Origin of the sequence: Nocardiopsis potens DSM 45234 (assembly GCF_000341105.1) — a bacterium.
Taxonomy (GTDB): Bacteria; Actinomycetota; Actinomycetes; order Streptosporangiales; family Streptosporangiaceae; genus Nocardiopsis_A; species Nocardiopsis_A potens.
Map to the genome: position 1 here is coordinate 25,038 of NZ_ANBB01000039.1, position 19,415 is coordinate 44,452.

Consider the following 19,415-nt stretch of genomic DNA (forward strand, 5'->3'; position numbering starts at 1 on the left):
TCAGACCTTCTCCCCGCGGGCGCGGATGTCGGCGACGACGCGCTCGATGCCGAGCCGGTCGACGGTCTTCATGCCCTTGGCGCTGACCCGCAGCCGGACCCACCGGTTCTCCGACGGCAGCCAGTAGCGCTTGCGCTGGATGTTGGGGTCGAAGCGGCGGCGGGTGCGCCGGTGCGAGTGCGAGACGGCGTTGCCGAACGCGGGCCGCCGCCCGGTGACCTGGCAGACGCGGGACACGGTGCTCCTCTCGGTCGGTGCTGCTGACCCGCCCCACCCTACACTGAAACGATAATCGTTTTCACTCGGGTCCGGTCTCCTCGACCGGGGGCGCGGCGACCGCCCGCGCCAGCAGCGCCGGGTCGACGTTGCCCCCGGAGACCACCGCCACCGCGCACCCGCCGCCGGCCCGCCCGGCCAGGTGCGCCGCCACCGCCAGCGCCCCGCTGGGCTCGGCCACCACCCGCGCCCGGCGCGCGATCACCCCCATCGCCGCCGTGATCTCCTCCTCGGTGACCGTGACCACCCCGTCCAGCCGGGCCGCCATGTGCGCGAAGGTCAGGTCGGAGGGGCCCACCCGCACCCCGTCCGCGACGGTGCGGTGGGTCCGCTCCGGGGACCAGGAGACCCTGCGCCCCTCCGCCAGCCCCTCGGCGGTCTCGGCGGCCAGCTCCGGCTCCACCCCGACCACCGCGACGTCCGGCCGCAGCCCCTTGACCGCGGTGGCCACCCCGGAGGCCAGCCCGCCCCCGCCCACCGGCACCAGCACCGTGTCCACCCCGGCCAGGTCCTCCACGATCTCCAGGCCGACCGTGCCCTGCCCGGCGATCACCTCCCGGTCGTCGAACGGCGGCACCAGGACCATCCCGCGCCGCTCGGCCAGCCGCACCGCGGTGCGCTCCCGGTCCGCCGGAGCCACCGGCACCAGCTCCGCGCCCAGCCGCCGCATCGCGGCCAGCTTCACCTCCGGCGCCCCGTCCGGGACGACCACGGTGCACCGCACCTCCTCGGCCCGGGCCGCGTACGCCAGCGCCTGGCCGTGGTTGCCCGAGGAGTGCGTGACCACCCCGGCGGCCCGGCGCCGCTCCGGCAGGGCGCGCAGCGCGTTGGTCGCGCCGCGGATCTTGAACGCCCCGACCGGCTGCAGGTTCTCCGGCTTCAGCCACAGCCGCCCCTCCGCCCACGGGCAGGAGAGCAGCGGCGTGCGCACCGCCCGGCGCCGGATCCGCCCGGCGGCGGCCTGGACGTCGGCGAGTGAGATCAGTTCCATCCCGGTGGTGTTCCCCGCCCCGCGCCGCACCACCCGCCGCGCCGGGAGCACGGGGCGGATCCGATAATGGCGGGGTGACACGCACCGAACTGACCCCCGACGACCTGCCCGGACGCGCCTTCTACCGGCTGCTCGCCTCGGTCGTGGTCCCCCGCCCCATCGCGTGGGTCTCCACGGTCTCGGCCGCCGGCGCCGACAACCTCGCCCCGCACTCGTTCTTCAACGTGGCCTGCGCCGACCCGGCGATCGTGCAGTTCACCTCCACCGGCCGCAAGGACACCCTGCGCAACGTGGAGGAGACCCGGGAGTTCACCGTCAACTTCGCGCCGGAGGGGCTGCAGGCCGAGATCAACGCGACCTCGGCCCCGTTCCCGCCGGGCGTCAGCGAGTTCGACGCGGTCGGCCTGGAGCGGGAGCCCGGCGCGGCGGTGAAGGCCCCGCGGGTGGCCGCCAGCCCGGTCGCCCTGGAGTGCCGGCTGCACTCCACCCTGCTGCTCGGCGACTCCACCGTGGTCTTCGGCCGCGTGGTGCACGCCGCCGTGGACGAGGCGGTGCTGGTCGACGGCCACCCGGAGATCTCCCTGCTGCGCCCGATCGCGCGGCTGGGCCGCAACGAGTGGGGGGCGCTCGGCGAGGTCACCGCGGTGGACCGGCCGCGCACGGGCGAGCCGCCGCGCGCCTGACCCGGCCCCGGCCGCGCCCCGCTTCCGGCCGGCCCGGGCCGCACGGCATTGACCTCTACCTAACTCGAGGTTCTACTCTTCCGAGCCATGGAGCGAAAGATCCCGGTAGAGGTGGGTGGTCGGCGATGAGCATGGAGATGGCCGCGTGGTCGTCGATGTACAACGCGATGCACGCGCAGGAGGACAGGCGGCCGTTCTCCCGCGCCGTGCTGCGGCGCATCACCGGGTTCGCCCGGCCGCACCGGGCGCGGCTCTTCTGGTTCCTGGCCTCCAGCACGGTGCTGGCCGTGCTCACCGTGGCCACCCCGGTGCTGGCCGGCCAGGCGGTCAACGCGATCATCGCCGGCGAGGCCCTGGGCCTGGTGCTCGGGCTGGCCGCGCTGATCGCCGGGATCGCCCTGGCCGAGGCCGGGTTCGGGCTCATCACCCGCTGGTTCTCCGCCTCCATCGGCGAAGGGCTCATCCTCGACCTGCGCACCGCCGTCTACGACCACGTGCAGCGGATGCCGGTCGCCTTCTTCACCCGCACCCGCACCGGCGCCCTGGTCAGCAGGTTGAACAACGACGTCATCGGCGCCCAGCGCGCGTTCAGCGACGTGCTGTCCGGGGTGGTCAGCAACACCGTGACGCTGCTGCTCACCCTGGTCGTCATGGTCGGGATCTCCTGGCAGATCACCCTGCTGGCGCTGGTGCTGCTCCCGGTGTTCGTGCTGCCCGCCCGGCGGATGGGCAGCCGGCTGGCCCGGCTGGAGCGGGAGGCCACCGAGCACGACGCCGCCATGGGCACCCGGATGACCGAGCGGTTCTCCGCCCCCGGCGCCACCCTGGTCAAGCTGTTCGGCCGGCCCCGCGAGGAGTCCGCCGAGTTCGCCTTCCGGGCCCGCCGGGTCCGCGACATCGGGGTGCGCACCGCCATGGTGCAGGAGGTGTTCGTCACCGCGCTCACCCTGGTCTCCGCGCTGGCGCTGGCGCTCGTCTACGGCCTGGGCGGGTACTTCGTGTTCGCCGGCGGGCTGGACTCCGGCTCGGTGGTCGCGCTGGCGCTGCTGCTCAGCCGGCTGTACGCGCCGCTGACCTCGCTGGCCAGCGCCCGGGTCGAGGTGATGAGCGCGATGGTCAGCTTCAGCCGGGTCTTCGAGGTCCTCGACCTGGAGCCGCTGGTCAAGGAGGCCCCGGACGCCCGCCCGGTGCCCGAGGGCCCGGTCTCGGTCGAGTTCGACCGGGTCGGCTTCGGCTACCCTTCCGCCGACCGGTTCTCGCTGGCCTCCCTGGAGGAGGTGGTCACCCTGGACGACCGCGACGGCGGCCCGGTGCTGCACGGCATCGGCTTCACCGCCGCCCCCGGGGAGACGGTGGCGCTGGTCGGCTCCTCCGGCGCCGGCAAGTCCACCATCGCGCAGCTGGTCCCCCGGCTGTACGACGTGGACTCCGGGGCGGTGCGGATCTCCGGGGTGGACGTGCGCGAGCTGACCGCGGCCTCGCTGCGCTCCGCCGTCGGCATGGTCACCCAGGACGGGCACCTCTTCCACGAGACCATCCGGGCCAACCTGCTGCTCGCCCGCCCCGACGCCACCGACGAGCAGCTGTGGGACGTGCTGCGCCGGGCCCGGCTGGACGGCCTGGTCGCCGCGCTGCCCGACGGCCTGGACACCATGGTCGGCGAGCGCGGCTACCGGTTCTCCGGCGGCGAGCGGCAGCGGCTGACCATCGCCCGGCTGCTGCTGGCCTCCCCCGGCCTGGTGATCCTGGACGAGGCCACCTCCAGCCTGGACGCCACCTCCGAGGCCGCGGTGCAGGAGGCGCTGGCCGAGGCGCTGCGCGGGCGCACCGCCATCGTCATCGCGCACCGGCTCTCCACCATCCGCTCCGCCGACCGGATCCTGGTGATCGAGGAGGGGCGCATCGTCGAGCAGGGCCGCCACGAGGAGCTGCTGGCCGCACACGGCCGCTACGAGGAGCTGTACCGGACCCAGTTCGCCGACTCCGCCGGGGAGGGCGGCGCGGACGCCCCCGGGCCGTGCAGCACCGCCCCGGCCGCGGCTGGCTGACCCCGGCGGGCCGGCGCCCCGGGGGGAGGAGGAACCGCCGCCGGAAAGGGCGGGGTCCCGGCACCGGGCCCCGCCCGGCCGCGCCCGCGGAGCCGGAGAGCGCGGCCGGCGGCCGCCGCGGGCGCGCGACACGCCGGACCGCGGCCCCACCGGCCCGCCGGACGCCCCGCCCCGGCCCGGTCGCGGCCGAAAGGCCCCGATCCGGGCGGCCCCGGCGGAAGGCCGTCCACAGGCCCGCCGCCCGGCTCTGGTCAGGGCCGCCCCGGACGGGCAGAATCAGGCGCACTGATCGCAGACGTCCACCAGAGCAATGGAGCACTCGGTGACTCAGACCACGCCTGACGACCTCCGTTCCGTGATCGCCGGCCGGCGGCTCGACCGCGCCGACAAACCGCTGATCAGCACCAATCCCGCGCGCACCGGCGAGGTGCTGGCCGAGGTGAGCCTGGCCGGCCGGGCCGAGTTCACCGCCGCCTGCCGGGCCGCCGAGGAGGCCCAACGCGCCTGGGCGGCGGTGCCCGCGCCCATCCGCGGCCAGGTGATCGGCAACATCGGCGACCTGGTCGCCGCGAACAAGGAGGCCCTGGCGCGCGCCGTCACCCGCGACATCGGCAAGACCCTGGGCGAGGCCCGCGGCGAAGTCCAGGAGATCATCGACACCTGCGAGTTCTTCCGCGGCGAAGGGCGCCGGCTCTACGGGCAGACCGTGCCCTCGGAGATGCCCGACAAGCAGCTGTTCACCTTCCGCAACCCGCTGGGCACCGCCGCGATCATCACCGCCGGCAACTTCCCGGTGGCCGTGCCCAGCTGGTACATCGTGCCCGCGCTGCTGACCGGCAACACCGTGGTGTGGAAGCCGGCCGAGTACGCCGCCTCCTGCTCGTGGGCGTTCTACGAGCTGTTCTCCCGCGCCGGGCTGCCCGAGGGCGTGCTCAACCTGGTCTACGCCGACGGCGAGGAGACCTTCGCCGGGCTGGAGCAGGCGCTCGGCGAGGGCCTGGTGGACAAGGTCGGCTTCACCGGCTCCAGCGCGGTGGGCGCCCGGATCGGCGAGCTGTGCGGGCGCCACCTGCAGACGCCCTGCCTGGAGCTGGGCGGCAAGAACCCGATGGTGGTCACCGAGGACGCCGACCTCGACCTGGCGGTGGAGGGGGCGCTGTTCTCCGGGTTCGGCACCGCCGGGCAGCGCTGCACCTCGCTGGGGAACGCCATCGTGCACGAGTCGGTGCACGAGGCCTTCCTGGAGCGGTTCGCCGCCGCCACCGCCGCCGCCGCGGTCGGCGACCCCACCCGGGACGTGCTCTACGGGCCGATGATCAGCGAGCGGTTCGCCGACCGCTACGAGGGCTACCTGGACTGGATCTCCGGCCACCACCGGGTGCTCGGCTCCACCGCGACCGGCCGGATCACCGCGGCCTCGCCCCGCGACGGCTTCGTCGGCGACCCCGCCGACGGGCTCTTCTACCACCCGGTCATCCTCGCCGGGGTGCGCCCCGAGGACCGGGTGTTCACCGAGGAGACCTTCGGCCCGATCGTCGGCGTGGCCTCCTACCGGCACCTGGAGGAGGCGGTCGAACTCGCCGACCTGCCCGGCTACGGGCTGTCCTGCTCGATCTACACCACCGACCCGAAGAAGGCCTTCGCGTTCCGCTCCGGGATCGGCGCCGGCATGGTCAGCGTGAACAACTCGACCTCCGGCGCCGAGGCCCACCTGCCGTTCGGCGGCAACGGCCGCTCCGGCAACGGCGGCCGGCTCTCCGGCATGTGGGTGCTCGACCAGTTCACCCGCTGGCAGTCGATGAACTGGGACTACTCCGGGCGGCTGCAGAAGGCCCAGATGGACGTCGTGGAGATCGACGCGGACCTGGGCTTCCGGCTGGACTGACCGCCCGGGGCGGGGGCGGCGGCACCGGGACTCGCTGCGGCGCAGCCGAAACCGACACCGGGGACATGTAAACTCACGCCCCGGTCACGCACGCCCCCGCCGTCGAACCCGGATCGGAGCCATGGATTCCACCGCCGCCACCCCCGAGGAGGAACGAGCCGGACTGGAGGCCCCGCGCACGCTGCTCCGCCGGTCCGGGTTCGCCGCGGCCGTGCCGCTGTTCTCCGCCGACCTGGCCGGCGCCGGCGACGCCGCGGAGGCCGCCCGGGTGGTCACCTCGCACGGCCACCGGCTGTGGACCGAGGCGGTCTCCCGCCGGGACCGGGTCGGCGACGACCGCCCGCTGTACTGGGCCCGGCTCGCCCTCAGCGCGCTGCTGCGCTCCTGGCGGCCGTCGTTCCCGCTGTCCGGCGAGGAGCGCGCCGCGCTCCTGGACCGCCTGGAGCAGGCCTCGCGCGGCCACGACGACCTGGTGTTCGCCCCCGACGACCGGCAGCTGCGCGTCATCGTCACCGGGTTCGACCCCTTCGGGCTCGACGACGACGTGCGCCGCTCCAACCCCTCGGGGGTGGCCGCGCTCGCGCTGCACGGGGAGACCTTCGAGGCGCACGGCAGGACCGCGGTGGTGCGCGCGGCCCTGTTCCCGGTCCGCTGGCGCGACTTCACCGGCGGCATGGTGGAGCGCTGCCTGCGGCCGCACTACACCGGCACCGCGCCGGCCGACGCGGTGATCACCCTCAGCCGGGGCCGGTCGGACCGGTTCGAGCTGGAGGCCCGCAGCGCCGCCTGGCGCGGCGGCGACCCGGACAACGAGCGCGCCTGCGCGCCCGGCCCGATCCCCCCGCCCGACCTGCCCGGGCTCCCCTCTCCCCTGCCGCAGTGGGGCTCCTCGACCCTGCCCCGCCAGGCCGTCCGGGACCTGGCCGGCGGGCGGTTCCCGGTGCACGACGACACCCGGGTCACCGAGATCCCGGCCGGCGCCGCCGAGCCGGTGGTGCGCGAGGACGGCCCCACCCCGGGGTCCCTGGCGCGCGCCGGCGGCGGCGGGGACCACCTGGCCAACGAGCTCGCCTACCGCAACACCCTGCTGCGCGAGGCCGCCGGCCGGGACATCCCCGCCGGGCACGTGCGCACCCCGGCCCTGGAGCCGGGCACCGGCGACCCGGCCGCACTCACCGACCCCGGATTCGAGCGGGACCGCGCCGACATCACCGAGCAGCTCCGCGCCATCGTGGCCGCCGCGGTCCGCGCCGCCCCGCTGCGCTGACCCGGCCCCGCCGCCCCGGTTCCGCGGCGCGGCACGGGCCCCGCTCTCCGGAGGGGCCGCCGCCCGCCGCGGGCGGGCTCAGCCCTGCTCGTCCATCAGGCCGCTGCGGTAGGCCCAGGCGGCGATCTCCACCCGGTTCCGGGCGCCGAGCTTCGCCTGGACGCTGGCCAGGTGGGTCTTGACCGTGCTGAGCGAGACGAACAGCCGCTCGGCCGCCTCGACGTTGGTCAGCCCCTCGGCGACCGCCCGCACCGTCTCCTTCTCCCGCTCGGTGAGCCCGCGGTCCTCCGGTGCGCCCCGCCGCACGGTCCGCTGCCGGGTGAACCGGCTGAGCAGCCGCACCGTGATCTTGGGCGAGACCAGGGCGTCGCCGCGCACGGCGGCGCGCACCGCCTCGATCAGCAGCGCCGGCCCGGCGTCCTTGAGCAGGAAGCCGACGGCGCCGCCCTCCAGCGCGGAGTAGACGTACTCGTCCAGATCGAAGGTGGTCACCACGACCACCTTGACCGGGTCGGCCACCCCGGGGCCGGCCAGCCGGCGGGTGGCCTCCAGGCCGTCGATGCCGGGCATCCGGATGTCCAGCAGGGCGACGTCGGGGCGGAGCTCGCGGGCCAGCCGCAGCGCCTCCAGGCCGTCCCCCGCCTCGCCGACCACCTCGATGTCGCCCTCGGCCTCCAGCATGTACCGGAAACCGGTCCGCACCATCTCCTGGTCGTCGGCCAGCACCACCCGGATCGTCACCGCGCGCCTCCGTCGTCCTCCGCGGCCTCGGCGGGCAGCTCCGCCCGCACCAGCCATCCCGGGCCGCCGGGCACCGGCCCCGCGTCGAACTCGCCGCCCAGGAGCCGGACCCGCTCGGCCATGCCGATCAGACCGTATCCGTCCTCCGCGGCGTGGACCGCCCCGGCGCCCCGGCCGTCGTCGCGCACCTCCAGGACGGCGCGCCCGCCCCCGGTGCGGAGCCGGACCAGCACCCGGGTGGCGCCCCGGGCGTGCCTGCGCGCGTTGGTCACCCCCTCCTGGGCCATCCGCAGCACGGCGGCCGAGGCCTCCGAGGGCAGCCGCGCGGCGCCCCCGTCGATGTCCACCTCCACCCGGGGTCGCCCCACGTCGCCCGGGGCCTCCAGGGAGTGCAGCGCGGCGGGCAGGTCGTGGGCGTCCAGCGGGGCGGGCTCGTCCTCCTCGCGGAGCGCGCCGACCATCCGCCGCATCGCGGCCAGCGCGCTGCTGCCGGCCCGCTCGATGCCGGGCAGCGCGGCGGCGACCCGCTCGGGGTCCCGGTCGGCGATGTAGCGCAGCGCCTGGACCTGCACCACGATCCCGGACACCTGGTGCGCGACCACGTCGTGCAGGTCGCGGGCGAGGGCCAGGCGCTCCTCGCGGCGGATCTCCTCCACCCGCCAGGTCCGCTCGTGGTCGCGCCAGCGGATGTACAGCCCCGGGGTGAACATCACCATCCCGGCGAAGAGCAGCCAGCCGGACTCGTCGAAGCTCCAGCCGGGCGAGCGCAGCGGCATGCTGAGGAAGACCCCGGCGACCGCCGCCGCCATGGCGGCCAGGGAGGCCCGGGAGCCGCGCGAGGCGACCGCGGTGACCGCCAGGAAGATCCCGAGCAGCTCCCCCATGCCCATCGAGTAGCCGTAGGCGCCGAACTCCCCGGTGGACAGCACCAGGCTGGTGGCGAACACCGCGGCCGGGGCGAGCGGCGCGACCGACTGGACCCGCCGCACCGGTGCCCCGGGCGGCAGCACCAGCAGCCCTGCCAGGCAGGCCAGCACCCCGGAAAGGGGGATCATCGACTCCCGGAAGGACGGCTCGGGGCCCAGGTAGTCCGGGCCCAGGGGCGGCCGGTCCAGCCAGGCCCGGGCGTCGATCAGGAAGGCGAAGCCCATCAGCGCCAGGGCGCCGGCGATCGGCAGCGCCCCCAGCCTCCCGAGCGCCGACCGCCCCGCCGCCCCGTCCGCCCGCTCGTTCCCCCTGCTTCGCATGGCCCCAGGTTAGAGCCGGGAACAGCGGCGCCGCCTCGGCCGATCGGCCGAGGCGGCGGGGTGCGCCGGGCGCGGGCGGGCCCGCGGGCCCGCTAGTAGCTCGTCGTGTCGTAGGAGCCGGATCCGGACTCGGAGAGCATGGCCAGCAGCCCGAACCCGCCGTAGAGGACGAAGAGCAGGATCGTGAGGAGCAGGCCGATACCGGCCATGATCCAGCCGATCAGCGCGCAGGTCTTGGAGGCCTTCGGGTTGGAGGTCGTCATCACCGCGGAGACGATCCCCAGCACCAGGCCGACGATCGCGAGCGGCCAGCACATGCAGAAGCTCAGCACCGAGGCGACGATCACGCCGATCGCGTTGCCCATGCTGGCGGGCGGCTCGTTCGGCCCCATCGGCGGCGGGGGCGGGGGCGCGCCTCCCATGCCGCCGTAGCCCCCTCCGGGAGGCGGAGGCGGCCCGTACCCGCCCGGGCCCTGCGGGGGAGGCGGCCCGTACCCGCCGGTTCCGTAACTCATGCTCGCCTTCTCCAGCTTCGATCTGTGCCGCCGGAAGGGGATCCTCCCGGGTCGCGCCGCTCGGCCCCGGCGGGCGATCGGATCCTGGGCGACCGTTCCGGGCGGTCCGGGGAAGGCCGGACGGAGCGGGGGTCGCCGGGGGAGCGGGCCGTCTCGAACGCGGCCCTGCGCGCCGCGACCCTACCACCCGCCGAACGGAACGGGCCGCCCCGGCCGGGTCCGGCCGGGGCGGCTCCTGGTACCGCGGGACGGGCCCGCTAATACGTGGTGGGCGTCGACGCCGCGATGAAGAAGGAGAAGATGATGTAGGCGATCGAGATCACCAGACCGATGCCGAACAGGATCCACCCGATCAGCGAGCAGGTCTTGGACGCCTTCGGGTTGCTCTCCACCATGACCAGGGAGACGATCCCCAGCACCAGCGTCAGCACGTTGCAGCAGAGGACGCCGACGACGATCAGGCCGATCGCGCTGCCCTTGCTGGCGGGCGGCTCCGTGGGGCCCATCGGCGGCGGAGGCGGAGGGGGACCCCCCATCCCTCCACCGAAGCCTCCCGGGGGCGGCGGAGGTCCGTGCCCGGGAGGAGGGGGCGGCGGGGGCGGCCCGTACCCGCCCGTTCCATAACTCATACTCGCCTTCTCCAGCCATGAGTGAGGGTTGTCAGAGCCGGCCCGGTGAACGTTCACGAGCGGCCTGCAGATGTTCTCACCTCTGATGCGCCGCCTGCGCGTCCGGTTCCAGGTCCGAGCGGATTCGTTACCAGCCCGTTTCCCATTGCCTCCGAGTCGCGGCTTGTGCCGTGATCGCCCGATTGCGTCCCGAAGCGCACCCCCGTATGTTCACGGTGCGGCCCGGCGCCCCTCCCCTGCGCACCGGCCGCCGCGACCGCCGCTCCGGCGCCCGCCCCCCTTGTTCCTCCTAGCCCGGATGAGCCCCACGTTGGAGATCCCGTTCCGGTTCCGCCGCCCCGACCTCACCCGCCTGCGGGTGCCCGATCCGCTCCGGCGCGCCTCCCCGCGGCACGCCCTGGCCGGCCTCACCGCCCTGGCGCTGCTCGCCGTGCCCGCCGCGGCCGCGGTGCGCACGGCCCCGGCCGCCGCCCCCGCCGAGGCGCTCCCGGACTCCGTCGCCGGGGCGGAGACGGTCGAGTACCGCGTCGAGCAGGACGGGGTGGCGGTCTCCGCCTCCTACCCGGAGGTCCCCGGCGCCCCCGCGTTCGGCGGCGAGGTGCGCACCGCCATGGCCGAGGCGCAGAGCGAGTTCCTCGCCGAGCACGGCTCCGGGGGCGGGCCCGCCTCGCTGGAGCAGCGCTCCGAGTTCCTCGCCGCCTCCGGGAACGTGCTGGGCGCCCGCATCGTCCGGGAGACCTCGGTGGACGGCGACACCCGGGTGGAGACCACCACCCGCTGGTTCGACGGCTCCGCCGGGCAGGCCCTGCCGTGGACCGCGCTGTTCGGCGGCGCCGACCAGGTCGCCGCGCTGGACGCCGCGGTGGCCCGGGCGCTGCGCGAGGAGGCCGGGCTCGCCCCCGAGGAGATGCCGGCCGGGCTGGCCTCCGACGGCGGCGCCGAACCGCCCGCCGGCCCCGGGGGCGGGGAGGCGCCGCGGGTCGACGCGGCGGCGGCCCGCGCCCTGGCCGAGGAGTACGCCGGCTCCCCGCTGCAGGACGTCGCCTTCGACAGCGCCGGCGGCCTGGTGGTCACGGTCGCCCGGGGCGCCTCCGGGGAGCTGCACGTACCGGTCGCCGGCGACCGGGCCGCCCCGCTGCTCTCCGAGTTCGGGGCGCGGGCCCGCGACGCGGTCGCCGCCGGCGCGCCGCTGGACCTGGAGGACGCCGGCGGCGCACCGGGCGCCTCCCTGGACTGCGACCGGGTCCCCTGCGTCGCGCTGACCTTCGACGACGGCCCCGGGGAGCACACCGCGCGGCTGCTGGACGAGCTGGACGCCTACTCCGCGAAGGCCACCTTCTACCTGCTGGGGCAGCTCGTCGCGGAGGACCCCGGCGTGGTCCGGCGCATCCGCGACGAGGGGCACGAGCTGGGCAACCACTCCTGGAAGCACGACGACCTGGCGGGGAAGTCCGGCGGCGCGGTCGCCGACGACCTGGAGCGCACCGCCGAGGCCATCGAGGAGGCCGCCGGGGCGCCGCCGCTGACCGTGCGCCCGCCCTACGGCTCCTTCAACGGCACCACGCTGGAGAACGCCGGCGCGCCGGTGCTGCTCTGGGACGTCGACACCCTGGACTGGCAGTCCCGGGACAGCGGCAAGGTCGCCGACACCGCGGTGGAGGACGCCCGCCCGGGGAGCGTGGTGCTGATGCACGACATCCACGCCTCCACGGTCGACGCGGTCCCCGAGATCCTCCGCCGGCTGCACGCCGAGGGGTTCCACTTCGTCACCGTGCAGGAGCTGTTCGCCGGCACCGGGCTGGAGGACGGCACCGCCTACCACAGCCGCCCGGACCCCGCGGACCAGGGCTAGCGGGAGCGGCCTCCGCCGAGGCCGGCACGGAACGGCCTGCGGGGCGCCGGACGGCGCCCCGCAGGCCGTTTCCGGCCGCCGCCGCGCTCCCCCGGCGGTGCGCGAATTTTTTTCACCGCACCTGAAGTGGCCGAACGTCGCCATTCCCGAACTAAGGGTTGTCAGGGCGATGACCGGACGCCTATAACTGTCTAGTGGCCCGCACGGCACGGAAGAATTATGGGCGGAGGGGAACCTCTTCTTCCAAGGGCCCACCCCCTTCTCTTCCGCCGCTCGCGCTCGAACAATCCCCCGCAGCCCTGCACCGTGCGCGCCGCCGAACACTTTTCCCGAATGAATCACCGATTAATTCTCGGCAACAAGCACGAAGTGACACGGAAGGACTTTCCGATCACCAGCCGGAGAACAGAATACGTTCTCGTTTTCGGGAGGATCGTTTGACGCTCCCCGACCAGCCATCCGACTTCATGCGCGTCCTGCTCGGCAGAAGCGCCGTCAGGGACTTCACCCCGGAGGCGATCGATCCGGAGGTGCTGCGGCGCCTGCTGGACGCCATGATCGCCGCCCCGTCCGCCGGCAACGTCCAGGCCTGGGCCTTCGTGGCCGTCCAGGACCCTCGCACGCTGAAGCTCCTGCGGGCCTTCGCGCCCGGCATCATCCAGCCGGCGCCGCTGATCGTCGCCGCCTGCTTCGACCGGTCCCGTGCCGTGAAGGACGACGGCGAATTCTGGGACGAAGGGCTGCTGTGCGTGGCCATGGCGGTGGAGAACCTTCTCCTCGCCGCGCATTCCGAGGGGCTCGGCGGCTGCCCGGTCGCCAGTTTCCGCCGCGATTCCGTGCAGGAAATCCTTGAGCTGCCGAAACACCTGGAGCCCATCATCCTGGCGTCCATCGGGCATCCGGCGCGCCCCCTGGCGTCGCCGCCCCGCCGCGACCGCAGCGAGGTGATCAGACATGAAACCTGGGGGAACCGTGACGCAGCCCACAACTGAAGAAGTCACCGAGGAATTGGTCCTGCTCGCGACGCATCTGCTCAATTGTGCACGCGGCCTTTTCAATGAACCGCAGGCCTATGGGCCCATACGCTGCCTGGACGCGGCGCGCAGGACTTTCATCATCGCCGAGAAGGCCGGCCTCCGCGACGAGCGGCTCGCCGATATCCGAGCACGATTGGACGACTTCATGTGCGGGCCCATGGAATACCACGACCTCTCCGACTTCCTGGACGAGCTCTGCGCGGCCCTGCTCACCGCGCTGAAGGGGTCGGACGTCCTCTCCTCGGCCGGCGGGGAGCGCGGATGAGCCGCAACTGCACCTCCCGGGAGGCGGGAGCCGAGGCCGCCGCGCACCATGGGAGCGATACCACCCGCACCTCCGCCGACCGCCCCCTCGGCGGGGCGGCGTTCGAGGTGGACGCCGCCACCCCCTCCTGCCGGCGGATCTTCGAGCGCGGGGACCACCTGCTGATCGGGGTGAGCGCGGGCAACTCCTACTTCAGCGCGGAGCGGGTGGGCGGGCTGCTCTCCTGGGCCGTCCCGCGCTTCGAGCGGATCGACGTCGTGTACGTCGATACCCACATCGACACCATGCTGGAGGCGCTGGGGTATCCGCCGGCCTCGGTGCGGAAGCGGGTCAAGACCCAGCTGAAGGACCTGCGCCGCAGGCTCCGCAGGGGCGTGGAGGCCGCGCCGGGCGCCGCCGGCTCCGTCGCGGTCCGCCCGCTGTCCGAGTACGTCCCCCTCCCGGCGTACGCCGCGGCGCTGGAGTCGGTCGACCGGCTGCTCGGCGAGGACGAGGTGCTCCGGCACGCCTGCGAGGAGCAGGTCACCGACTTCTACAAGGACCGGGCGGACGGCACCGCGCTGGTCTCCTCCGAATCCGAGATGTTCGAGGCGGGGATGGCCTACGTCCGGGCCGAGTTCCCCTTCTTCCTGAACACCCCGGAGATGGCGGGGGTCGGCTCCTCGGTGACCTGCTACCACAAGATGATGCCGATCGCGAAGGCGCTCTTCCGGGAGGAATCGCCGATCCCCCGCCACCCGGGGCAGGGCTTCATCGTCGTCCGCCCGACCGACCCGGCCCCCCAGGAAGGAAGGTGACCGGTGCTCCAGGAGTATGACGCGGTCGCGGAGAGGCACCTCGACCTGGACCGGGTGTTCGGCACCTACCGCCACCTCGTGGAGATCCCCTCCCTGCTCCGGGCGCTCGGCCCGGTCGAGGGCCTCTCGGTGCTCGACGCCGGCTGCGGCACCGGTGACCACACCCGGCTGGTCGGGCGGCTGGGCGCGGCACGGGCCCTGGGGGTGGACTCCTCTCCGGCCATGATCGAGGTGGCCCGGAGGAACGAGCGGAGCGACCCCGCGGGGGCCGAGTTCGCGGTGCACGACATCGCGGACATGCCGGTACTCGGCTCCTTCGACGCCGTGCTGGCCCTGGCCGTGCTGCACTACGCGGAGGACGCCGCGGCGCTCCGGCGGATGTGCGAGCGCGCCCACGCGAACCTCGCGGGCGGGGGCCAGCTGCTGGCCTACGTCGCCAACCCCGAGCTGCCGGTGGGCCCGGTCCAGTTCAACGGGCTGGTGGTGGACCGCTCCGAGGACCCGGCCGACGGCGACCCGTACCGCCTCACCTTCCCGACCGTCCCGCCGACCACGGTGCCCGCCCGGTACTGGAGCCGGCGGAGCATCGAGCGGGCACTCCGGGCGGCCGGCTTCTCCACCGTCACCTGGGAGCCCCTGGAGGGGATCCCGGGCGGCGTCCGCTCCCCGATCAACCTGCTGCTCAGCGCGGAGAAGGGCTGACGGAGGGCGGGGCGGGGGGCGGGGGCCGCCCCCCGCCCGGCCGGGGCCCGCGCCCGGCGCGCCCCGGCCGGGCTCACACCGCCCGGGAGGGCTCTCCCTCCTCCCGGTCGGCGGGGTCCTCCTCGCCGTGGTCGCGGTAGGCGCGCCGGGTGCGCTCGGTGTGCTCGCCCATCAGCCGGGCGGCCAGCGCGCCGTCGCCCGCCTCGATGGCGTCGATGATGCGGGCGTGCTCGTCCCAGGAGGCCGCGCCGCGGCGGCGGGCGATGGGGGCGTAGTACCAGCGGACCCGGCGGTCGACGCGGGCGGCCAGCTCGGCGAGGACGCCGTTGCCGGAGGCCTCGGTGAGCACGCGGTGGAAGTCGGCGTTGGCGGTGACCGCGCCGTCGACGCCGTCGCGCGCGGCCGCCCGGGCCCCGTCCCTGCACAGCGCGCGCAGCCGGGCGACGTCCTCGGGGCTGGCGTGCCGCGCGGCGAGCCGGGCCGACTCGGTCTCCAGCAGGGCGCGGACGGCCAGCAGCTGGTCGGCCTCGCTCTCGCTGGGGGTGTGCACGAACGCCCCGTAGCCGGGCCGGAGCTCGACCCAGGCCTCGTTGCTGAGGCGCTGCAGGGCCTCGCGCACCGGCTGGCGCGAGACGCCGAGGTACTCGGCGAGCTCGGTCTCCACCAGGTGCCTGCCGGGCGGTAGGGCCCGGGTGGTGATCAGGTCGAGCAGGGACTCGTAGACCGCTTCGCGCAGCGGCACCGGCCGGCGCAGCCGCCCGGCGGGGCGGTGGTCGGTCGACTGGGGGGACATGCGGGGCCTCCGGTTCCTCGGCCGAGCCGGCCGGCGGGACGCGTGGGTTCTGTAGACAGTGTACGGAATACCTTTCCCTCTCACCTCTCCACCGCGGAGCCGGAAAGAAGCGGAGAAGTTCGCCCCCGAGCGGGTTCCCTCGTTCCTTCTCCCCCGCGGGCGATGGCGGCGACGGCACCGGTTTTTCAGAATACTGTATACAGTATTTCCTTCGACCGGAGAAGGGACCGCCCATGAGAATCGCCGTCCTCGGAGCCGGCGCCATCGGCGCCTACGCCGGCGCCGCCCTGCACCGCGGGGGCGCCGAAGTGCACCTCATCGCCCGCGGACCGCACCTGGAGGCGCTGCGCGCCGGCGGCGTCCGGGTGCTCAGCCCGCGCGGCGACTTCACCGCGCACCCGCCGGCCACCGACGACCCGGCCGAGGTCGGACCGGTCGACTACGTACTGCTCGGCCTCAAGGCCCAGCACTACGCGGACTGCGGCCCGCTGCTCGCCCCGCTGCTCGGCCCGGACACCGCGGTGGTCGCCGCGCAGAACGGCATCCCCTGGTGGTACTTCCACGGGTTCGACGGGCCGCTGGCCGGCCGGCGGGTGGAGGCCGCCGACCCCGGCGGCGCGGTCAGCGCCGCCGTCCCGCCCGAGCGCGCCATCGGCTGCGTGGTCTACGCCGCCACCGAGATCGAGCGCCCCGGCGTGATCCGGCACATGGAGGGGACGCGCTTCTCCATCGGCGAGCCGGACCGCACGGTCTCCCGGCGCTGCCTGGACTTCTCCGCCGCGATGACCGCCGGCGGCCTCAAGTGCCCGGTGGAGCCGGACATCCGCGAGGACGTCTGGGTGAAGCTGATGGGCAACATCGTCTTCAACCCGCTCAGCGCGCTGACCCGGTCGACCATGGCGCAGATCTGCGCGGCCGGGGGCGCAGCCGCGACGGCGCGGACCATGATGCGGGAGACCCTGGAGGTCGCCGCGCGGCTCGGCGTGCGCCCCTCGGTCTCCATCGACCGGCGGATGGCCGGCGCCGCGCGCGCCGGCGACCACCGCACCTCCACCCTGCACGACGTGGAGCGCGGCCGCCCGATGGAGCTGGACGTGATCCTGTCCGCCGTGGTCGAGCTGGCCGAGGCGACCGGCGCCGAGGTTCCGGCGCTGCGCACCGTCGACGCGCTCGCCCGGCTGCTCAACGACCGGCTGCAGGAGGGGGCGGTGGCGCCCACCGCCCCGCCCCGGGCCGCCGCGCCCGCGGGCTGAGCCGGGCGCTCCCCGCTCCTCCTTGCCCCGCGGCACGACGGATGAATACTGTAGACAGTATCGTCCAGCGCCGACCTCTCGAACCGGAACCGGCGGGCCCCTCGGCCCCCGGAGAACGACCCCCTGCGAGGACACGATGCGATCGGACCGGCGGACCACCGCCTACCAACGACTCACCGCGCCCCTCGTCCGCGAAGGCGGCGAGCTGCGCCCGGCGACCTGGGAGGAGGCGCTCGACCGCGCGGCGGCGGGGTTCCGCGAGGCCGTCGGCCGACACGGCCCCGACTCCTTCGCCATGCTCTCCTGCGCCCGCTCCACCAACGAGATGAACTTCGTGGCCCAGAAGTTCACCCGCGTCGTCATCGGCACCAACAACGTCGACTCCTGCAACCGCACCTGCCACGCCCCCAGCGTCGCCGGGCTGTCCGCGGCGTTCGGCTCCGGCGGCGGCACCTCCTCCTACCGCGAGGTGGAGGAGACCGACCTGATCATCGTGTGGGGCGGCAACCCGCGGGCGGCCCACCCGATCTTCTTCCAGCACGTGCTCAAGGGGGTGCACCGGGGCGCCCGGCTGTTCGTGGTCGACCCCCGGCGCACCGCGACCGCGGAGTGGGCCGACCGCTGGCTCGGCCTCAACGTCGGCACCGACATCCCGCTGGCGCACGCGGTGGGCCGCGAGATCATCCGCGCCGGCCTGGTCAACGAGGCGTTCGTGCGCCGGGCCACCACCGGCTTCGAGGAGTACCGGAAGCTGGTGGAGCCGTGGACGCCGGCCGCGGCCGAGCAGGTGACCGGGGTGCCCGCCGAGGCCGTCCGCGAGCTGGCGCACGCCTACGCCCTGGCCGAGCGGGCCCAGCTCTCCTGGACGCTGGGCATCACCGAGCACCACAACGCCACCGACAACGTCCGCGCACTGATCAACCTGGCGCTGCTCACCGGGCACGTCGGCCGGTACGGCTCGGGGCTGCAGCCGCTGCGCGGGCAGAACAACGTGCAGGGCGGCGGCGACATGGGCGCCATCCCGGACCGGCTGGCCGGCTTCCAGGACATCCTCGACGCCGACCTGCGCCGGACCTTCGAGGAGGCCTGGGGGGTGCCGATCAGGCCCTACAAGGGCCGCAACCTCACCCAGATGTTCGAGGGCATGGAGGAGGGCGCGGTCAAGGCGCTCTACGTGATCGGCGAGAACCCGGTCCAGTCCGAGCCGGAGACCGAGACGACACTGCGCCGGCTGCGCGAGCTGGACCACATGGTCGTCCAGGACATCTTCCTGACCCGCACCGCCGAACAGGCCGACGTGGTGCTGCCGGCCAGCGCCGCCTGGTGCGAGTCGGACGGCACCTTCACCAACAGCGAGCGCCGCGTGCAGCTGGTCCGCAAGGCGGTGGACCCGCCGGCGGGCGCCCGGGACGACATCGAGATCATGTGCGAGCTGGCCGCGCGCCTCGGCCACCCGTGGCGGCGGCCCACCTCCGAGGAGGTCTGGGACGAGCTGCGCTCGCTCTCCCCGATCCACCGCGGGATGACCTACAAGCGGCTGGAGGAGCACCAGGGCATCCAGTGGCCCTGCTTCTCCGAGGACGCCCTGGAGCCGAGCTACCTGCACGGGCGGCTCTGGGCCGAGGACCCGGCCGAGCGCGGCGAGCCGGCCCCGTTCGGCCTGGTCGGCCACTCCCCTCCGGTGGACCTGCTGGACGAGGACTTCCCGTTCCGCCTGACCACCGGCCGCCGCCTGGACGACTACAACACCGGCGTGCAGACCAGCGGGTTCTCCTCCCCGCTGCGCCGCGGGGAGCTGCTGGACATCTCCCCCGAGGACGCCGCCGCCCTGGACATCTCCGACGGCGAGACGGTGCGGGTCTCCTCCCGCCGGGGCTCGGTGCTGGTCCCCGCCTCCGTCTCCCCCGAGCTGCGGCCGGGCCTGGTCTTCATGACCTTCCACTTCCCCGACCAGGTCGACACCCAGCTCCTCACCATCGACGCCACCGACCCGGTGGCCGGCACCGCCGAGTACAAGGCCGCCGCAGTCCGCGTGGAGAAGGTCCGCCCCGAGACCGCCCTGGCCCAGGGCGCCTCGGACACCGCCCCCGCCCATGCGGAGGCGGAAACCGCCAAGGCCCCGGCAGAGGCCGCCCCGCACGCGGCGACCGGCTGACCACCCCGCCCGGGGCCCGACGGACGGAAGGGCCCCGGGCCGGGGCCCGGGCCCCGGCCCGGGGGCGGGGGCTGGGACGGGGATGAGGAGGGGCCGAGCATCCCGATCCAGTGCGGCACCCCACGGAGTGAAGGTTCAAGCGAGCGGCGACGGCGGAGGTGGAGGCGGGTAGAGGTGATCGCCCGAGCGCAGCGTCCCACGGAGTTGAGGCTCAAGCCGGCAGCGACGATAGAGGCGGAACGGCGCCGGGCTTCTCAGTCGGGCGCGGCGCCTCGCGGG

At 74.7% G+C, this 19,415-nt stretch carries 18 protein-coding genes; 11 read left to right on the plus strand and 7 right to left on the minus strand.

Annotated features, from left to right (window positions below; all coding sequences use genetic code 11):
• Both rpmB and D459_RS0115535 read right to left on the minus strand, forming a co-directional pair.
• Entirely contained in the window at positions 1 to 237 is a 237-nt protein-coding gene (gene rpmB, locus D459_RS0115530) for a 50S ribosomal protein L28 (protein WP_017593934.1), read from the minus strand.
• Positions 238 to 298: 61 nt separating this feature from the next.
• A complete protein-coding gene (locus D459_RS0115535) occupies positions 299 to 1,267 on the minus strand; it encodes a threonine ammonia-lyase (RefSeq protein WP_026120430.1) in 969 nt (322 codons plus the stop codon).
• A gap of 74 nt (positions 1,268 to 1,341) precedes the next feature.
• Here D459_RS0115535 and D459_RS0115540 point away from each other — a divergent pair, with 74 nt between their 5' ends.
• The 4 genes from D459_RS0115540 to D459_RS0115555 all read left to right on the plus strand — a co-directional run bounded on the left by D459_RS0115540 (position 1,342) and on the right by D459_RS0115555 (position 7,150).
• Positions 1,342 to 1,950, plus strand: a complete 609-nt coding sequence (locus tag D459_RS0115540) for a flavin reductase family protein (protein WP_017593936.1) — start codon at positions 1,342 to 1,344, stop codon at positions 1,948 to 1,950.
• A 125-nt stretch (positions 1,951 to 2,075) separates the two neighbouring features.
• On the plus strand, positions 2,076 to 3,998 hold the full coding sequence (locus tag D459_RS0115545) for an ABC transporter ATP-binding protein (RefSeq protein ID WP_017593937.1): 1,923 nt from the start codon (positions 2,076 to 2,078) through the stop codon (positions 3,996 to 3,998).
• A 322-nt stretch (positions 3,999 to 4,320) separates the two neighbouring features.
• Entirely contained in the window at positions 4,321 to 5,883 is a 1,563-nt protein-coding gene (locus D459_RS0115550; RefSeq protein WP_241485058.1) for an aldehyde dehydrogenase family protein, read from the plus strand.
• 121 nt (positions 5,884 to 6,004) lie between these two features.
• On the plus strand, positions 6,005 to 7,150 hold the full coding sequence (locus D459_RS0115555) for a hypothetical protein (protein WP_017593939.1): 1,146 nt from the start codon (positions 6,005 to 6,007) through the stop codon (positions 7,148 to 7,150).
• 78 nt (positions 7,151 to 7,228) lie between these two features.
• Here D459_RS0115555 and D459_RS0115560 read toward each other — a convergent pair whose 3' ends face one another.
• From D459_RS0115560 to D459_RS0115575, 4 genes are all read right to left on the minus strand, one after another.
• Positions 7,229 to 7,891 (minus strand): response regulator, encoded by a 663-nt coding sequence (locus D459_RS0115560; protein ID WP_017593940.1) that lies wholly within the window; start codon positions 7,889 to 7,891, stop codon positions 7,229 to 7,231.
• A complete protein-coding gene (locus D459_RS0115565; protein ID WP_017593941.1) occupies positions 7,888 to 9,138 on the minus strand; it encodes a sensor histidine kinase in 1,251 nt (416 codons plus the stop codon). The genes D459_RS0115560 and D459_RS0115565 overlap by 4 nt, the downstream gene beginning before the upstream one ends.
• Positions 9,139 to 9,230: 92 nt before the next feature.
• Positions 9,231 to 9,653: a hypothetical protein gene (locus tag D459_RS0115570; protein WP_241485059.1), complete on the minus strand. Its 423-nt coding sequence runs from the start codon at positions 9,651 to 9,653 to the stop codon at positions 9,231 to 9,233.
• Between the two features lie 257 nt (positions 9,654 to 9,910).
• The gene (locus tag D459_RS0115575; protein WP_017593943.1) at positions 9,911 to 10,159 is read right to left on the minus strand and encodes a hypothetical protein; all 249 of its coding nucleotides are present in this window, start codon (positions 10,157 to 10,159) and stop codon (positions 9,911 to 9,913) included.
• A gap of 421 nt (positions 10,160 to 10,580) precedes the next feature.
• Between D459_RS0115575 and D459_RS0115580 the strand changes: the two genes are divergently transcribed.
• From D459_RS0115580 to D459_RS0115600, 5 genes are all read left to right on the plus strand, one after another.
• Entirely contained in the window at positions 10,581 to 12,134 is a 1,554-nt protein-coding gene (locus D459_RS0115580; protein ID WP_051065441.1) for a polysaccharide deacetylase family protein, read from the plus strand.
• Between the two features lie 437 nt (positions 12,135 to 12,571).
• Positions 12,572 to 13,126, plus strand: coding sequence for a nitroreductase family protein (locus tag D459_RS0115585; protein WP_017593945.1), 555 nt, complete (start codon positions 12,572 to 12,574; stop codon positions 13,124 to 13,126).
• Complete coding sequence (locus D459_RS0115590) at positions 13,089 to 13,436, plus strand: DUF6092 family protein (RefSeq protein WP_051065442.1); 348 nt, start codon at positions 13,089 to 13,091, stop codon at positions 13,434 to 13,436. The genes D459_RS0115585 and D459_RS0115590 overlap by 38 nt, the downstream gene beginning before the upstream one ends.
• A complete protein-coding gene (locus D459_RS0115595) occupies positions 13,433 to 14,233 on the plus strand; it encodes a tRNA-dependent cyclodipeptide synthase (protein WP_017593947.1) in 801 nt (266 codons plus the stop codon). The genes D459_RS0115590 and D459_RS0115595 overlap by 4 nt, the downstream gene beginning before the upstream one ends.
• 3 nt (positions 14,234 to 14,236) lie before the next feature.
• Positions 14,237 to 14,935 carry a class I SAM-dependent methyltransferase gene (locus D459_RS0115600; RefSeq protein ID WP_017593948.1) on the plus strand — a complete coding sequence of 233 codons (699 nt, stop codon included), beginning with the start codon at positions 14,237 to 14,239 and terminating at the stop codon, positions 14,933 to 14,935.
• Positions 14,936 to 15,008: 73 nt separating this feature from the next.
• Here the strand turns inward: D459_RS0115600 and D459_RS0115605 are convergent, their stop codons facing one another.
• Entirely contained in the window at positions 15,009 to 15,728 is a 720-nt protein-coding gene (locus D459_RS0115605) for a GntR family transcriptional regulator (protein WP_017593949.1), read from the minus strand.
• A gap of 233 nt (positions 15,729 to 15,961) precedes the next feature.
• Between D459_RS0115605 and D459_RS0115615 the strand changes: the two genes are divergently transcribed.
• Entirely contained in the window at positions 15,962 to 16,981 is a 1,020-nt protein-coding gene (locus D459_RS0115615) for a 2-dehydropantoate 2-reductase (RefSeq protein ID WP_017593950.1), read from the plus strand.
• 136 nt (positions 16,982 to 17,117) lie between these two features.
• Positions 17,118 to 19,136 (plus strand): molybdopterin oxidoreductase family protein, encoded by a 2,019-nt coding sequence (locus D459_RS0115620; RefSeq protein ID WP_017593951.1) that lies wholly within the window; start codon positions 17,118 to 17,120, stop codon positions 19,134 to 19,136.
• The last annotated feature ends 279 nt before the right edge of the window (positions 19,137 to 19,415 follow it).

Coding starts and splice junctions, on each gene's coding strand:
- D459_RS0115590 (WP_051065442.1), top strand. CDS start 13,089: ATGAAACCTGGGGGAACCGTGACGCAGCCCACAACTGAAGAAGTCACC.
- D459_RS0115615 (WP_017593950.1), top strand. CDS start 15,962: ATGAGAATCGCCGTCCTCGGAGCCGGCGCCATCGGCGCCTACGCCGGC.
- D459_RS0115565 (WP_017593941.1), bottom strand. CDS start 9,138: ATGCGAAGCAGGGGGAACGAGCGGGCGGACGGGGCGGCGGGGCGGTCG.
- D459_RS0115535 (WP_026120430.1), bottom strand. CDS start 1,267: ATGGAACTGATCTCACTCGCCGACGTCCAGGCCGCCGCCGGGCGGATC.
- D459_RS0115575 (WP_017593943.1), bottom strand. CDS start 10,159: ATGGGCCCCACGGAGCCGCCCGCCAGCAAGGGCAGCGCGATCGGCCTG.
- D459_RS0115605 (WP_017593949.1), bottom strand. CDS start 15,728: ATGTCCCCCCAGTCGACCGACCACCGCCCCGCCGGGCGGCTGCGCCGG.
- D459_RS0115545 (WP_017593937.1), top strand. CDS start 2,076: ATGAGCATGGAGATGGCCGCGTGGTCGTCGATGTACAACGCGATGCAC.
- D459_RS0115570 (WP_241485059.1), bottom strand. CDS start 9,653: ATGAGTTACGGAACCGGCGGGTACGGGCCGCCTCCCCCGCAGGGCCCG.
- D459_RS0115620 (WP_017593951.1), top strand. CDS start 17,118: ATGCGATCGGACCGGCGGACCACCGCCTACCAACGACTCACCGCGCCC.
- D459_RS0115555 (WP_017593939.1), top strand. CDS start 6,005: ATGGATTCCACCGCCGCCACCCCCGAGGAGGAACGAGCCGGACTGGAG.
- D459_RS0115595 (WP_017593947.1), top strand. CDS start 13,433: ATGAGCCGCAACTGCACCTCCCGGGAGGCGGGAGCCGAGGCCGCCGCG.
- D459_RS0115580 (WP_051065441.1), top strand. CDS start 10,581: ATGAGCCCCACGTTGGAGATCCCGTTCCGGTTCCGCCGCCCCGACCTC.